This is a genomic window from Streptomyces sp. YJ-C3, assembly GCF_053891275.1.
Genome location: NZ_CM132685.1, coordinates 5,039,080 through 5,053,460, shown reverse-complemented (window position 1 = coordinate 5,053,460; position 14,381 = coordinate 5,039,080). Strand labels below are relative to the sequence as shown.

The 14,381-nt window shown below is 71.7% G+C and carries 12 protein-coding genes; 10 read left to right on the top strand and 2 right to left on the bottom strand.

Features of this window, described 5'->3' with window-relative positions:
- The first annotated feature begins 64 nt into the window (after positions 1-64).
- Genes ACVHNB_RS22550 through ACVHNB_RS22535 form a run of 4 tightly spaced genes read left to right on the top strand, consistent with a single transcriptional unit; the run spans position 65 to position 5,349 of the window.
- Positions 65-994 (top strand): oxamate carbamoyltransferase subunit AllH family protein, encoded by a 930-nt coding sequence (locus ACVHNB_RS22550; RefSeq protein ID WP_456225711.1) that lies wholly within the window; start codon positions 65-67, stop codon positions 992-994.
- Complete coding sequence (gene fdrA, locus ACVHNB_RS22545; RefSeq protein WP_428956903.1) at positions 991-2,535, top strand: acyl-CoA synthetase FdrA; 1,545 nt, start codon at positions 991-993, stop codon at positions 2,533-2,535. The genes ACVHNB_RS22550 and fdrA overlap by 4 nt, the downstream gene beginning before the upstream one ends.
- Positions 2,536-2,537: 2 nt before the next feature.
- Positions 2,538-3,989, top strand: coding sequence for a YlbE family protein (locus ACVHNB_RS22540; RefSeq protein ID WP_428956904.1), 1,452 nt, complete (start codon positions 2,538-2,540; stop codon positions 3,987-3,989).
- A 37-nt stretch (positions 3,990-4,026) separates the two neighbouring features.
- Positions 4,027-5,349, top strand: a complete 1,323-nt coding sequence (locus ACVHNB_RS22535; protein ID WP_428956905.1) for a cytosine permease — start codon at positions 4,027-4,029, stop codon at positions 5,347-5,349.
- A gap of 86 nt (positions 5,350-5,435) precedes the next feature.
- Here ACVHNB_RS22535 and ACVHNB_RS22530 read toward each other — a convergent pair whose 3' ends face one another.
- A complete protein-coding gene (locus ACVHNB_RS22530) occupies positions 5,436-6,086 on the bottom strand; it encodes a fasciclin domain-containing protein (RefSeq protein ID WP_428956906.1) in 651 nt (216 codons plus the stop codon).
- 341 nt (positions 6,087-6,427) lie between these two features.
- Here ACVHNB_RS22530 and ACVHNB_RS22525 point away from each other — a divergent pair, with 341 nt between their 5' ends.
- The gene (locus tag ACVHNB_RS22525) at positions 6,428-7,009 is read left to right on the top strand and encodes a fasciclin domain-containing protein (RefSeq protein ID WP_456225710.1); all 582 of its coding nucleotides are present in this window, start codon (positions 6,428-6,430) and stop codon (positions 7,007-7,009) included.
- Positions 7,010-7,094: 85 nt separating this feature from the next.
- Here ACVHNB_RS22525 and ACVHNB_RS22520 read toward each other — a convergent pair whose 3' ends face one another.
- Complete coding sequence (locus ACVHNB_RS22520) at positions 7,095-8,729, bottom strand: sulfite oxidase (RefSeq protein ID WP_456225709.1); 1,635 nt, start codon at positions 8,727-8,729, stop codon at positions 7,095-7,097.
- A gap of 259 nt (positions 8,730-8,988) precedes the next feature.
- Here ACVHNB_RS22520 and ACVHNB_RS22515 point away from each other — a divergent pair, with 259 nt between their 5' ends.
- The 5 genes from ACVHNB_RS22515 to ACVHNB_RS22495 are packed head-to-tail and all read left to right on the top strand — an operon-like array spanning position 8,989 to position 14,345.
- Positions 8,989-10,281 carry an NAD(P)/FAD-dependent oxidoreductase gene (locus ACVHNB_RS22515; protein WP_428956909.1) on the top strand — a complete coding sequence of 431 codons (1,293 nt, stop codon included), beginning with the start codon at positions 8,989-8,991 and terminating at the stop codon, positions 10,279-10,281.
- A complete protein-coding gene (locus ACVHNB_RS22510; RefSeq protein ID WP_456228927.1) occupies positions 10,281-11,012 on the top strand; it encodes a DUF1365 domain-containing protein in 732 nt (243 codons plus the stop codon). The genes ACVHNB_RS22515 and ACVHNB_RS22510 overlap by 1 nt, the downstream gene beginning before the upstream one ends.
- Entirely contained in the window at positions 11,009-12,277 is a 1,269-nt protein-coding gene (locus ACVHNB_RS22505) for a class I SAM-dependent methyltransferase (protein WP_428956910.1), read from the top strand. The genes ACVHNB_RS22510 and ACVHNB_RS22505 overlap by 4 nt, the downstream gene beginning before the upstream one ends.
- On the top strand, positions 12,274-13,542 hold the full coding sequence (locus tag ACVHNB_RS22500; RefSeq protein WP_428956911.1) for a class I SAM-dependent methyltransferase: 1,269 nt from the start codon (positions 12,274-12,276) through the stop codon (positions 13,540-13,542). The genes ACVHNB_RS22505 and ACVHNB_RS22500 overlap by 4 nt, the downstream gene beginning before the upstream one ends.
- Positions 13,539-14,345, top strand: coding sequence for a DUF1295 domain-containing protein (locus tag ACVHNB_RS22495; RefSeq protein WP_428956912.1), 807 nt, complete (start codon positions 13,539-13,541; stop codon positions 14,343-14,345). The genes ACVHNB_RS22500 and ACVHNB_RS22495 overlap by 4 nt, the downstream gene beginning before the upstream one ends.
- Positions 14,346-14,381 lie beyond the last annotated feature (36 nt).

Sequence of the window (14,381 nt, the reverse complement as noted above, 5' to 3'; positions counted from 1 at the left end):
CCAATGTGGGCGAGCCGATCGGTCGTCCGTCGGTGCGTGCGCGGGACGCGGAAAGGGGCGCGGGATGGTCCACGGCGAGCTCGTCCCGCCGCGCGAGGTGCGCGTGCTCTCGGGGGACGCGGAACTCCTCGACCGGCTGACCGCCCTCGCCGGCCGGGGCACCGTCCACTCCGTCTTCACCCGCGTCGTCAACGTGCTCACCCCGCGCGGCGAACTGATCGCGCTCACATCACGGGACGCGGCCGATGCCCCCAGAGCGCTCGTCGTGGACGTGGCGAACTGGGCGGGACAGGGCCTCGTGCCGGGCCACGGCGTGACGTTCACGGACCAGTGCCTCGAACTCGACATCCCGCGCCACCCTCTGCGCCTGACGCCCGCGGGCGCCCGCGCCTGGCGACCCGTCGCACCCTCCCTCGCCCATCTCTCCCCGGGCGGGTTCGCGGCCGCCGCCGCCCGCCTCGACGACCTGAACCGGATGCACGGCCCCCGCGGCGGCATGCTCGGCCCGGTCCCGGGCGCCGGCCCCATGGAAGCCGCCGTCGCGGCCGCGCTCGACGAGGGACGCACCGCACTCGTCGCAGCCCTGCGCGACAGGAACGACGCCGCGATCCGCCGCGGCATCCTCGCCCTGCTGGGCCTCGGCCCCGGACTCACCCCGGCCGGGGACGACTTCCTCACCGGCCTTGCCCTGCTGGCCGCGCTCCCCGGCAGCGGGCTCGCCCCCCTCCTCCCGGCCCTCCGGGACACCCTGGACGAGCACCCCGGACGCACCACGGACCTCTCCCTCGCGACGCTTGCGGAGGCCGCGAGCGGTCGTGTCCGGTCCGAACTCATCGACGTACTGCGGCAGTTGGCCGACGAGAGCCGGTCGCCGCGGGCACTGCACGTTCCTGTCCACGCGGTGCTGGCCATCGGCCACACCTCGGGCAGCGACACCCTGTCCGGCCTGGCGGCCGGGCTCCACCTGGAAGAAGAACTGCGAGGTTCGCTGTGAGCACCACAGCAGTCGTACGGAAGAACACGTACTACGACTCCGTGTCCCTGATGTCCGTCTCGACCAGGGCCAACGGCCTGGACGGGGTGGACCAGGCGTTCACCGCCATGGGCACCGAGATGAACAAGGGGGTCCTGGACAACCTCGGCCTGCTCACCGACGAGCTGCGCGCGGCGGGCAACGGGGACCTGATGATCGTCCTCGTCACCGCCGAGGACGCCGACGCCCAGGCCCTGCTGGAGCAGGTCGAGGACCTGCTCCAGCGCAAGGCGCCCGCCTCCGCACAGGCCGGCGCGGTCACCCACCGGACCGTCACCGGCGCCGCCGAGGCCATCGAAGGCGCGAACCTCGCCGTCATCGCGGTCAACGGCGCCTACGCCGCACGCGAGGCCCGCAAGGCCCTCGAAAGCGGCCTGCACGTGATGCTGTTCAGCGACAACGTGCCCGTCGAGGACGAGGTCGCCCTCAAGCAACTCGCCCACGAAAAGGGCCTGTTCATGATGGGCCCGGACTGCGGCACCGCCATCATCAACAACGTCGCCCTGTGCTTCGGCAACAAGGTGCGGCCCGGCAGCATCGGTCTCGTCGCCGCCTCCGGCACCGGCTCGCAGGAGGTCAGCGTCCGGGTCCACGCCCTCGGCGGCGGCATCTCGCAGCTCATCGGCACCGGCGGCCGCGACCTGAGCGAGGAGGTCGGCGGCATCATGATGACCGACGGCATCCGCGCCCTCGCCGCCGACCCGGCCACCGACGTCATCGTCCTCGTCTCCAAGCCCCCGGCGCCGTCGGTGGAGAAGAAGGTCCTCGCCGAGGTCGCCGCCGCGGGCAAGCCCGTCGTCGTCTACTTCATCGGCGGCTCCCAGGACGCGGTCGAGGCCGCCGGCGGGCACTTCGCCGGCAGCAGCCTCGACGCGGCCCGCCAAGCCGTCCGGCTCGCCGACGTCGAGCAGCCCGCCACCGAGGAGTTCGACGCCGAGGCCGCAGCGGCGGAGGTGACGGACCGCCTCGCGCCGGGCCAGCGCTACGTCCGAGGCCTCTTCTGCGGCGGCACGCTCTGCGACGAGACGATGTACGCGGTCCAGGACGCGGGCGTCGAGATCTTCAGCAACATCCAGAAGGACCCGGCCCGCCGGCTGACCGCCGCCGGCCCCAGCACCGGCCACACCTTCCTCGACTTCGGCGACGACGACTTCACCAACGGCCGCCCCCACCCGATGATCGACCCGGCGCTGCGCCTCGAGCGGCTCGTCCAGGAGGCCGGTGACCCCGAGGTCGCCGCGATCGTCATGGACTTCGTGCTCGGCTTCGGCGCCCATGAGGACCCGGTCGGCACCACCCTGCCCGCCATCGAAGAGGCGCAGCGGATCGCCGCCGAGGCCGGCCGCCACCTGGAGATCGTCGCGTACGTCCTCGGCACCGACCTGGACACCCCCTCCGTCGCCGACCAGAGCGCGGCTCTGCGGGCCGCCGGAGTCACCGTCACCCGCAGCAGCACCGAGACGGGCCGGTTCGCCCGCGAGATCGCCCGGAAGGCCAAGTAGTCATGAGCACCCCCGAAGCAACCACCCCCGCAGGCGCCCTCTTCGGCAGCGACCTGAACGTGGTCAACGTCGGACTCGCCATGTTCGACGCCGACATCGCCGCCCAGGGCGCGCAGGTCACCACCCTGGACTGGACGCCGCCCGGCGGCGGCAGCCCCGAGGCCGTCCGCGCCCTCGACGCCCTCGACGCGCCCGCCCTCGCCGCCCGCATCGAGGCCGCCAACGCGCAGGCCGTGGAACGGATCACCGCCGCCCGCCCGATGCTGACCGGCTACGGCCGAGCCCTCGACGTCGTACCGGGCATGACGCCGACCACCATCCTGCACTCCGGGCCGCCCATCACCTGGGAGCGGATGGCCGGCGCCATGAAGGGCGCGGTCACCGGCGCCCTCGTCTTCGAGGGCCTCGCCGAGAACCTCGACGAGGCCGCCGAGCTGGCCGCCTCCGGCGCCATCACCTTCAAGCCCTGCCACGAGGCCGACTGCGTCGGCTCGATGGCCGGTGTGACCTCCGCGTCGATGTACATGCACATCGTCAGGAACGCGACGCACGGCAACGTCGCCTTCACCAACCTGTCCGAGCAGATGGCCAAGATCCTGCGGATGGGCGCCAACGACGACAGCGTCATCACCCGCCTGAACTGGATGCGCGACGTCCTCGGCCCCATGCTCAAGGAGGCCATGGAGATCGGCGGCCCGATCGACCTGCGCCTGATGCTCTCGCAGGCCCTGCACATGGGCGACGAGTGCCACAACCGCAACAACGCGGGCACGCTGCTGCTCGCCCAGGCGCTGAGCGCCTCCCTGCTCCAGACGTCGTTCACCACGGAGCAGAAGAAGGAGGTCCTCGACTTCATCGCCAGCTCGGACTACTTCTCCGGCCCGACCTGGATGGTCATGGCGAAGGCCGCCCTCGACGCCGCGCACGGCATCGAGCACTCCACGGTCGTCACCGCGATGGCCCGCAACGGCGTCGAGTTCGGCATCCGCGTGAGCGGGCTGCCGGGACAGTGGTTCACCGGCCCCGCCCAGCAGGTCGTCGGCCCGATGTTCGCCGGGTTCAAGCCGGAGGACTCCGGCCTCGACATCGGCGACAGCGCGATCACCGAGACGTACGGCTTCGGCGGCTTCGCCATGTCGGCGGCCCCCGCCATCGTCGCCCTGGTCGGCGGCACCGTGCAGGAGGCCCTGGGGTACACCCGCGACATGGGCGAGATCACCACGACGCAGAACACGAACGTGACCATCCCGTCCCTCGACTTCCAGGGCCTGCCCACGGGCATCGACGTCCGCAAGGTCCTCGACACCGGGATCCTGCCGGTCATCAACACGGCCATCGCCCACAAGGAAGCCGGCATCGGCATGATCGGCGCCGGCATCACCCACCCGCCCGCCGAGGCCTTCACGAAGGCGGCCACCGCCCTCGCGGACGCGTTCACCGACTCTCCCGCCTGACGCGCGCGAGCGCCCACCCGGAAGCCCACACCACACGATGAACACTCCACACACCGCCGCGCAGCCGGATCCTGCCACGGCCCGGGAGCTCGACCCCGAGTACGAGCACAGCCCGGTCCCGGCGGAGAGCCGCAAGTCGCTGCTGACGGTCTCGGCCGTCTGGTTCGGATTCCCGATGATCCTGACCAACGCCGTCCCCGGCGGCGTGGTCGTCGCCATGCTGGGCTTCTGGCGGGGGCTCGCCGCGATCGCCGCGGCCAACCTCGTCATGCTCCTGTACGTGGGGATCCTCAGTCACCGCGCCGGTTCCACCGGCGAGAGCTTCTCCCTCCAGGCCACGCGCACCTTCGGCCGCACCGGCTACGTCGTCGCCTCCGCGTTCCTCGCCACCATCGTGGTCGGCTGGTTCGCGTTCAACACCGGCGCCACCGGCGCGACCCTGCACCAGGCCTTCGGCTGGCACGAGCAACTCGTCGCCGTCCTGGCCGGGTTGGGCTTCATAGCCCTGACCTATCTCGGGATCAGGGCACTGTCCTGGCTGGGCGCGGTCGCCGCGCCGCTGTTCATCGTCGCGGGCGTCGCCGCCCTGGTGATCGTGGCGAAGGACCACGACCTCGGCGCCGTCTTCTCCTACGAAGGCGTGGGCGGTGACGCCACGCTCACCTTCGGAGCCGCGGTCTCCCTGGTCATGGCGACGTTCGCCGACTCCGGCACCATGACCGCCGACTTCACCCGCTGGTCCAGGAACGGCCGCCAGGCGGTGCTCGCGACCATCAGCGCGTTCCCGGTCGCCAGCGTGGTCGCCCAGGTCACCGGCGGCCTGGTGGTCGCGGCGGGTGCCATCGCCGCACCGGCCGTCACGGGCGGCGACTTCCTGCCGATCCTCACGGGCGAGAACTCCGGGGTCCTGAACGTCCTGGCCGCCGTCTTCGTCTTCGTCAACCTCGGCTCCGTGTGCAGCCATTGCCTCTACAACGGCGCCCTGGGCTGGTCCCATCTGACGGGCCGGACCATGCGGCTGATGACGATCGTGCTCGGTCTCATCGGGACGGCGGCGGCGCTCGCCGGAGTCTGGAATCACTTCCTGGACTGGCTGGTCATCCTCAGTGTCTTCGTCCCGCCGCTCGGCGGTGTGCTGATCGCCGACCAGTTCTTCGCCCGGGGCGGCCGCCGCGCGATGGACGCCCGGCCCACGGTGGCGATCCGTCCCACGGCCTTCGGGGCGTGGGCGATCGGAGCGGCGGGCGCGGGAGCGGCCCACTGGTTCGCCCCGCAGCTCTCCGACGCGGTCACCGGGCTGGTCGTCGCCGTGCTCGCGTACGCCGTCCTCGAGCGGGGCGCGTCCCGGGGCACGGCGTAGCGCAGGACGTGACCTGCACGGAAACGGCGGGAGGCCGGACGTCCTCGGTGGCGTCCGGCCTCCTCCCGTCGTGCCGTGGTGCGGTGTCAGCTCTTGGGCATGAGGACGGTGTCGATGATGTAGACGTTGGCGTTGGCGGTCTTGACGTTGCCGCAGACGACGTTGGCGGTGTCGTTGACCTTGTAGTTCTCGCCGGAGCCGGCGGTGGTGAGCTTGGACTTCTCGAGGGTGTCGAAGGAGCCGTTCTCGAGGTCCTTGGGGGCGAGCTTCTGGCCGACGACGTGGTAGGTGAGGATCTTGGTGAGCTGGGCCTTGTCGTTGAGGACCTTGTCCAGGTCGGCCTTGGGGATCTTGGCGAAGGCGTCGTTGGTGGGCGCGAAGACGGTGATGTTCTTGGCGTTGTTCAGGGTGTCGACGAGGCCGGCCTTCTTCACCGCGGTGACGAGGGTCGACAGCGCCGGGTTGTTGGACGCGGCGGTGGCGACGGGGTCCTTGGCCATGCCGTCGAAGGAGCCCGCGCCGTCCTTGGGCACGGAGGAACACGCGGGGCCGAAGGGCTCGCTCATCGCGTTCGTGTCGTCGGAGGGGCTGGCCATGTCGGAGCCCTTGGAGGCGGCCGAGGACGCGGTGTCGGAGGCCTTGTCCTTGGAGTCGCTGTCGGAGCAGGCGGTCAGGGCCAGCGGCAGGACGGCGCTGACGGTGGCGGCGACGGCGATGCGACGGATTCGGTTCCGCATGGCAACTCCTCAACTAGGTGGCTCACAAAGGCGATCTGCCTTCATCGCGGGGAATCCGGAACTGATCGGTACGCGGATTGGTGTGTCCCCCGGATGAGTGACGATCGGCCGTGATTCCCCTGGTCATCGGCGCTGGATCAGCCGTCGCGAGGTGTCCGGCGAACGGGTGTGCACCGAAGCGTGCGAAGAAGCGGGGGCAAATTTCTTGAATCGGGGCAATCCGCGCAAAGGGTCGCGACGTATTCCCCATGTGAGGGTGCGCAGAGAACTGCCGACCCAGGCGGTCCGCACCCGCTCGGGGACCGGTGGGCAATGGTGCCCGCCGACGAGGAGGGTTGATCATGACCGCTCACCGTGCAAGCACCCGGCTCATGGTGGGGGCGGCGGCGCTCGCTCTGCCGTTCTCCATGCTGGCGCTGGCGCCGATGGCCTCGGCCGACGACATGGACGGGCCGTTCGGTCCGGCCTGCTCGTCCGTGCCCAAGGACGGCGCGGGCTCCTTCGACGGCATGGCGAAGGATCCGGTGGCGACGGCCGCGTCCCACAACCCCGACCTGTCCACCCTGGTCACGGCGGTGAAGAAGGCGGGCCTGGTCGACACGCTGAACAACGCCAAGGACATCACGGTGTTCGCCCCGACCAATGAGGCGTTCGCCAAGATCCCGAAGGCCGACCTGGACAAGGTCCTCAACGACAAGGCCCAGCTCACCAAGATCCTCACGTACCACGTGGTGGGCGAGAAGGTCACGCCGGACAAGCTCTCGGACGGCAACTTCAAGACGCTGGAGGGCAGCATGCTCACCACGTCCGGTTCCGGCGAGAAGTACAAGGTCAACGACAGTGCGAACGTGGTCTGCGGCAACGTGAAGACCGCCAACGCCAACGTCTACATCATCGACACCGTCCTCATGCCCAAGAGCTGACCCGCGCGAGCGGGCCGCATCCCCGTCGGGGCGGGCACAGCAGCCGCTGTGCCCGCCCCGAGCGCGGTTCCGGGAGTCGCCGGGTTCAGTCGACGGTGACCACCACGGAATGCCACCCCGAGGCTCCGTCGGGGATCGGCGGGGTGCGCTTCTCCGTCTGGGTCTCGCCGGTGCGGTCGGTGGCCCGTACGGTCAGCGTGTGGCCGCCCTTCGTGGCCTGCCAGGCGTACGACCACTGACGCCAGGTGTCCCGGGTGTCCTCGGCGGCGAGGCGGGCCTCCTCCCAGGGGCCGTCGTCCACGCGGACCTCGACCTTGTCGATGCCGCGGTGCTGCGCCCAGGCGACCCCGGCCACCATGACGTTCCCGGCCTTCGGGCGGCCGAACGGCTTCGGCGTGTCGATCCGCGACTCGGTCTTGATGGGGGCGCGCTGCGCCCAGTCCCGCTTGACCCAGTACGAGTCGTAGTCGTCGAACGTCGTCAGCTCGATGTCCTGGATCCACTTGCAGGCCGACACATATCCGTACAGGCCGGGTACGACCATCCGCACCGGAAAGCCGTGCTCGAACGGCAGCGGCTGCCCGTTCATCCCGACGGCGAGCAGCGCGTCCCGGCCGTCCATCACGTCCTCGACGGGGCTGCCGATCGTCATGCCGTCCACCGAGCGGGCCACCAGCTGGTCGGCGGGCCCGCCCTTGGACGGCGGTTTCACCCCGCACCGCTCCAGCAGGTCGGCCAGCCGGACGCCGATCCAGCGGGCATTGCCGACGTACGGGCCGCCCACCTCGTTGGAGACACAGGTCAACGTGATGTTCCGCTCGACGAGCGGCATCTTCAGAAGGTCGTCGAACGACAGGGTCAGTTCCCGCTCGACGCCCTTGCCGTGGATGCGCAGCCGCCAGCTGGTGGCGTCGACCTTCGGCACGGTCAGGGCGGTGTCGACCCGGTAGAAGTCGCCGTTCGGGGTCATGAACGGGCTGATCCCGTCGATCCGCAGCGCGGCGCCGCGGGGGACGGGCGCGGCCGTCGACGCCGGAGCGGGCAGCACGACACCCTTGCGCGAAGCGACCGCGCCCTGCCCCCGGGAACCGCTCAGGGCCCGGCCGGCGAACCCCGCGCCGGTCGACGCGGCGGCGGCGGCCGTGGCGGCGATGATGAAGCCCCGCCGGTCCCAGCCCGACCCGTCGGCGCCGGGATCGCCCTCAGGAGCGTTGTCGTCGCGGTCCTCGCGCGCGGGGGCCCCGGCGGCGCCGCCTACCGGACCGAGGCGTCCGGTCAGCCAGTACAGGAGCGCGGCGCCGGCCACGGCACCGACGACGGACGGCAGAGCGTCGGTGAAGCTCGTCGAGTCCGGCCGGCTCACCGCCGCCAGCGCGCCGACGACACCGAACGCCAGCACCCCGAGCGAACCGAGCAGCCGCCATCGGGTGGCCAGCATGCCCAGCGCGAGGGCCAGCACGGTCAGCACGGCGAGGATGCCGAGCTGCAGCACGAGTTTGTCGTTCGTGCCGAACTGGCGGATCGCCCAGTCCTTGACCGCGGGCGGAGTGCGGTCGATCGCCGCGCCGCCGACCGCGACGACCGGCCCCGATTCGGGCCTGACCGCCGCGGCGACCAACTCGGCGACGGCGATCGCCGCATAACCGGCGAGCAGGCCGCTCAGTGCGCCCAGCGACAGACGTTTGATGCCGCGAGGCGGCTGCTGCGTTGCGTCGTCCATGCTCAGGAATCCGTCCCCGTCGCCCGCTCGGATTGGTCGTTCACGCCTACGGATTAACCCCCGCGGGTGCGATCCGCGCCGCGCCGCGCCGCACGCGCTCCTGCCCCCTCTCCTCGTACGCCCACCTGGCCGATGACCTGTGCATCCGTCCTGCTGTGCTGAAAAGAAGAGATGTTGACCATGCCGGGGCAATCCATGAGGGCGTCCGCTCCGGATCACAGGTGAGAGGCCCGAACGGGGGCCGGGTGAGAGGAGCACGATGCCCGACGGGACGGGGCGGCGCATTGCGGTCGTCGGCAGTGGAGTGGCCGGGCTGACGGCGGCGCACATTCTGAGTCGCGCCCACAAGGTGAGCCTGTACGAGGCCGACGACCGCCTCGGCGGCCACGCACACACCCACGACCTGGTCTCGGCCGACGGCCGGCTGCACCGGGTCGACTCCGGGTTCATCGTGCACAACCGCCGCACGTACCCGAACCTGCTGCGGCTCTTCTCCGAACTCGGAGTCCCCACCCAGGAATCCGAGATGAGCATGTCCGTCCGCTGCGAGGGCTGTGGCCTGGAGTACGCCGGGGCCCGGGGCGTGCGCGGCCTGCTGGCCCAGCCGCGCAACGTGCTGCGGGCGCCGTATCTGCGGATGCTGAGCGAGGTGCCGCGCTTCCACCGGGCGGCGCGCAGGGTCCTGAGGGCCTCGTCGGCGCCCGGCGCCGACGACGGGCGGCTCCCCGTCTCGCTGGGGGAGTTCCTCGCCGCCGAGCGCTTCTCGCCCTACTTCGTCACGCACTTCATGACGCCGCTGGTGTCCTGCGTCTGGTCCTGTGACGCCCGCACGGCCCACCAGTACCCGGCGGCCCACCTGTTCCGCTTCCTGGAGCACCACGGGATGCTCGCGGTCAGCGGATCCCCGGTGTGGCGCACCGTGACGGGAGGCTCGCGCACCTACGTGGAGCGGGTCGCGAAGAACCTCGATGCCGTCCACACGGCGACCCCGGTGCACGCGGTCCGCCGGCACGCGGGCGGCGCGGACATCACCGCCGAAGGGCTGGGGACGGTGACGTACGACGCCGTCGTCCTCGCGGTCCACCCCGACCAGGCGCTGCGCCTGCTCGCCGACGCCGACCCGCGCGAGCGTGAGGTCCTGGGTGCTTTCCACTACTCCCGCAACGAGACCCTGCTGCACACCGACCCCGGCGTGCTGCCGCGCAGCCCGGGCGCGCAGGCGTCGTGGAACTACCTGATGCCGTCGTGCGACACGGACTCCGCCGCGGTACGGGTCAGCTACGACATGAACCGGCTGCAGCGCCTCGACGCCCCGGAGCGGTTCCTCGTGACCCTGAACGGGACGGACCGGGTCGATCCCTCCCGGGTGCTGGCACGCATGGTGTACGAGCACCCCGTCTTCACACCCGAGTCCGTCACCGCGCAGCGCCGGCTCCCCGAACTGAACGGTCCCGTCACGGCGTTCGCGGGCGCCTACCACGGCTGGGGCTTCCACGAGGACGGGTGCCGCGCGGGCGTCGAGGCCGCCGCCGCGCTGGGGGTGCCCTGGTGATCCGCACCCCCGCGCTCTACCCCTGCACCGTCGCGCACGTCCGCACCGGCCCGGTGCGCCACACCCTGCGCCACCACACCTACATGTGGCTCATCGACGTCGACCGGCCGCCGCGGCTCGCGTACCCGCTGCGCTGGTTCGCCCGCTTCGACGCCCGTGACCACTTCGGCGGCGACGGCGGCACCCTGCGCGAGCGGCTCGGCACGTTCCTGGCGGCGCAGGGCGTCGACCTGGCCGCCACGGACCGCGTGGTGATGCTCGCTCACGCGCGCGTGCTCGGCCATGTCTTCAACCCGCTCACCCTCTACTGGTGCCTCGCGCCCGACGGAACCGCCCGCTGGGTGGTCGCCGAGGTCCACAACACGTACGGCGAACGCCACTGCTACGTGCTGCATCCCGACCGCGCCGGTCAGGCGGAGGTGGACAAGGAGTTCTACGTCTCGCCGTTCTACGACGTCGAGGGCCGCTACCGGATGCGGCTGCCGACGCCCGGCGACACGCTGCGGCTGACGGTGCGTCTGGACCACGCCGGAGCACCGCCCTTCACCGCGACCGTGCGCGGTGAACGACGGCCCGCGACACCACTGGGTGTCGCACGCGCCGTCCTGCGGTACCCGCTGTCCACAATCGCGGTGTCCGCCGCTATCCGGTACCACGGCATACGTCTCCTGACGCGGGGTCTGCGCATTCGGCCGCGCCCCCGCCACCAGGTCCAGAAAGGCATGCGATGAGACTCACCTCCACCGGGGCCCCGGCGCTGCCCCGCTCCGGCGTGGACGCGGCACGATGGCCCGACGTCGCGGCGCTGCCCCGCGCCTCCCGTGCCCGCACGGCCGTCGCGCGCACGGTCGTCCGCTCCGCCCTGAACCGGCTTCCCCTGCGCGTCCGTTACGCGGGCCAGGACACCCTGGGCCTGGGCGGTCCCGCGCTCGTCGTGCACGACCCGGAAGCCTTCCACCGCCGCATCGGCGCCCAGGGCCTCATCGGCTTCGGCGAGTCGTACCTGGCCGGGGAGTGGGAGGCCGACGACCTCGTCGGCGTGCTCACCGTCCTCGCCGAACACGCGGCCACCCTCGTCCCCGCACCGCTGCAGAAGCTCCGCGACCTGTGGGCCCAGCGGCAGCCCGCCGCGCAACGCAACACCCCGGACGGGTCGCGCGCGAACATCAGCCACCACTACGACCTGTCCAACGAACTGTTCGCGCTGTTCCTGGACGACACCCTGACGTACTCCGCCGCACTCTTCCGCGGCTTTCCCGCGGACTGGTCCGTGCTGGAGGCGGCCCAGCACCGCAAGATCGACCGGCTGCTCGATCTGGCCGGCGTCGGCGCCGGGACCAGGGTCCTGGAGATCGGCACCGGCTGGGGCGAACTGGCCCTGCGGGCCGCGGCGCGCGGCGCCCACGTCACGTCACTGACCCTCTCCAGCGAACAGCGCGACCTCGCCATGGCACGGGTCGAGGAAGCGGGATACGCGGACCAGGTCGACATCGAGCTGCGCGACTACCGGGCGAGCGAGGGCACGTACGACGCCGTCATCAGCGTCGAGATGATCGAGGCGGTCGGCGAGGAGTTCTGGATCGGATACTTCCGCACCCTCGACGAGCGGCTCGTCCCCGGCGGCCGGGCCGTCGTGCAGGCCATCACCATGCCGCACGACCGGATGGTGGCCAGCCGCCACACCTACACCTGGATCCAGAAGTACATCTTCCCCGGCGGACTGCTGCCGTCCGTCGAGGTCATCGACAGCGTCACCCGCGAGCACACGCACCTGCGCACCGACCGCAGGGACGCCCTCGCACCGCACTACGCGGAGACCCTGCGGCTGTGGCGCGAGCGGTTCACCGAGCGGGCGGACGAGGTCGAGGCACTCGGCTTCGACGAGACGTTCCGCCGCATGTGGACCTTCTATCTCGCCTACTCCGAGGCCGGGTTCCGCGCCCGCTACCTCGATGTCCAGCAGTACCTGTTCACGAAGGAGCCCACCCGCCGATGAGCACTTCCGGCACCGCCCGCAAGGGAGCCGCGCAGCGGCTCGCCGCACTCGCCGAGGACGCCCTCGGCGGGCCGCTGCCGCTGCGCCTGCGTACCTGGGACGGCAGCGAGGCGGGCCCGCCGGACGCCGCGGCGGTCGTCGTCCGCCACCGCCGGGCCCTGCGCCGCCTGCTGTGGCATCCCGGCGAGCTCGGCCTGGCCCAGGCGTACGTCACCGGTGAGATCGACGTCGACGGCGACCTCGGCGAGTCCCTGCGCGTCATGTGGCGGGCCGCCCGCGAGCAGGCACTGCACGCACCCCGGATCTCCGCGGCCGACCGGGCCCGCGCGGTGCGCACCCTGGCCCGCCTCGGCGCCTTCGGCCCGCCGCCCGCGCCCCCGGCGTCCCAGTCCCGGCTGCGCGGCACGCTGCACAGCCGGGCCAGGGACCGCGCCGCGATCAGTCACCACTACGACCTGTCGAACGCCTTCTACCGGTTCCTGATGGACGACACGATGGCCTACTCGTGCGCCCTGTGGCCCGACCGTCCGGCCGAGGCCACCTTGGAGCAGGCACAGCGCGCCAAGCTGGAACTCATCTGCAGCAAGCTCCGGTTGGGGCCGGGCGACCGGCTCCTCGACGTCGGCTGCGGCTGGGGCTCGCTCACGCTGTACGCCGCCGAGCAGCACGGTGTCCGCGTCACCGCGGTCACGCTCGCCGCCGAACAGGCCGCCCACGTCCGGGAACAGGCACGGGAACGCGGTCTGGAGGACCGGGTCGAGGTGCGCTGCCAGGACTACCGGGAGTCCGCCGGTGACCGGTACGACGCGGCCGTCAGCGTCGAGATGGGGGAACACGTCGGCGACGCGGAGTACCCCGCCTTCGCCCGGCTGATGCACGACCGCGTCAGGCCCGGCGGGCGGGTCCTGATCCAGCAGATGTCGCGCGGTCACCACGCCCCCGGCGGCGGCGCGTTCATCGAGGCGTTCATCGCGCCCGACATGCACATGCGGCCGCTGGGGGAGACCGTGACGCTCGTCGAGGAGGCCGGCCTGGAGGTGGTGGGGGTCGAGGCGATGCGCGAGCACTACGTCCACACCGTCGCCGCCTGGCTGAAGACGCTGGAGGACGGCTGGGACGAGGCCGTGCGCCTGATCGGCGAGGAGGGGGCCCGGGTGTGGCGCCTGTATCTCGTCGGCGGCGGACTCGCCTTCGAGGAAGGCCGGATGGGCGTCGACCAGATCCTGTCCGTACGCCCTGACGGCCCGGCGGGGGACAGGTCGTGAACGGCTTCCCGTGGGCGGCCTTCGCCGTGAACGTCGGCGGGTCGGCGGCCGCGGCCCTGGTCGTGGTCCTGGCCGCGTTCGCCGTCGGCCTCCGCACGGGCCGCCACCGCGGCGTCGACGTGGCCTGGGGGATCGGTTTCGCCGCCGTGGCCGCCACGACGTTCGGCCTTTCCGCGGGCCACGGCGATCTGGTCCGGCGGATCCTCGTGCTGTTGCTCACCGCGGTCTGGGGGCTGCGTCTCGCCCTGCACATCGCGCGGCGCTCCCGCGGACACGGTGAGGACCCCCGCTACGAACAGATGCTGGCGAAGGCGCCCGGCCGACGCGACCTGTACGCCCTGCGCATGGTGTACCTCCTGCAGGGCGCGCTGATCCTGCTGGTGTCGCTGCCGGTCCAGATCGCGTCGTACGCGCGGTCGGACCTGTCGCCGCTCACGGTCGTCGGAGCGGTCGTGTGGGCCGTCGGTCTGTCCTTCGAGGCCGTCGGGGATCACCAACTGGCGCGGTTCAAGGCCGATCCCGGGAACCGCGGAAAGATCATGGACCGGGGTCTGTGGAGCTGGACCAGGCACCCGAACTACTTCGGTGACTTCTGCGTCTGGTGGGGCCTGTTCCTCGTGGCCTGCGAGGCCGGCCCCTGGCCCGCGCTCCTCGCCCTCGTCTCGCCCCTGACGATGAGCTTCCTGCTGATCAACGGGAGCGGGAAGGCCCTGCTGGAGCGGCACATGGCGCAGCGGCCGGGATACGCCGAGTACGTCGCGCGTACCAGCGGCTTCTTCCCCCGGCCGCCGAAGCGCGGCTGAACCGGCGGGTGGCGGCGATCTCGCCGCCACCCGCCG

Excerpts from the sequence above, each read along its gene's own strand:
- ACVHNB_RS22550 (WP_456225711.1), top strand. The coding sequence starts at position 65 with ATGGTCCACGGCGAGCTCGTCCCGCCGCGCGAGGTGCGCGTGCTCTCG.
- ACVHNB_RS22540 (WP_428956904.1), top strand. The coding sequence starts at position 2,538 with ATGAGCACCCCCGAAGCAACCACCCCCGCAGGCGCCCTCTTCGGCAGC.
- ACVHNB_RS22535 (WP_428956905.1), top strand. The coding sequence starts at position 4,027 with ATGAACACTCCACACACCGCCGCGCAGCCGGATCCTGCCACGGCCCGG.
- ACVHNB_RS22530 (WP_428956906.1), bottom strand. The coding sequence starts at position 6,086 with ATGCGGAACCGAATCCGTCGCATCGCCGTCGCCGCCACCGTCAGCGCC.
- ACVHNB_RS22525 (WP_456225710.1), top strand. The coding sequence starts at position 6,428 with ATGACCGCTCACCGTGCAAGCACCCGGCTCATGGTGGGGGCGGCGGCG.
- ACVHNB_RS22520 (WP_456225709.1), bottom strand. The coding sequence starts at position 8,729 with ATGGACGACGCAACGCAGCAGCCGCCTCGCGGCATCAAACGTCTGTCG.
- ACVHNB_RS22515 (WP_428956909.1), top strand. The coding sequence starts at position 8,989 with ATGCCCGACGGGACGGGGCGGCGCATTGCGGTCGTCGGCAGTGGAGTG.
- ACVHNB_RS22505 (WP_428956910.1), top strand. The coding sequence starts at position 11,009 with ATGAGACTCACCTCCACCGGGGCCCCGGCGCTGCCCCGCTCCGGCGTG.
- ACVHNB_RS22500 (WP_428956911.1), top strand. The coding sequence starts at position 12,274 with ATGAGCACTTCCGGCACCGCCCGCAAGGGAGCCGCGCAGCGGCTCGCC.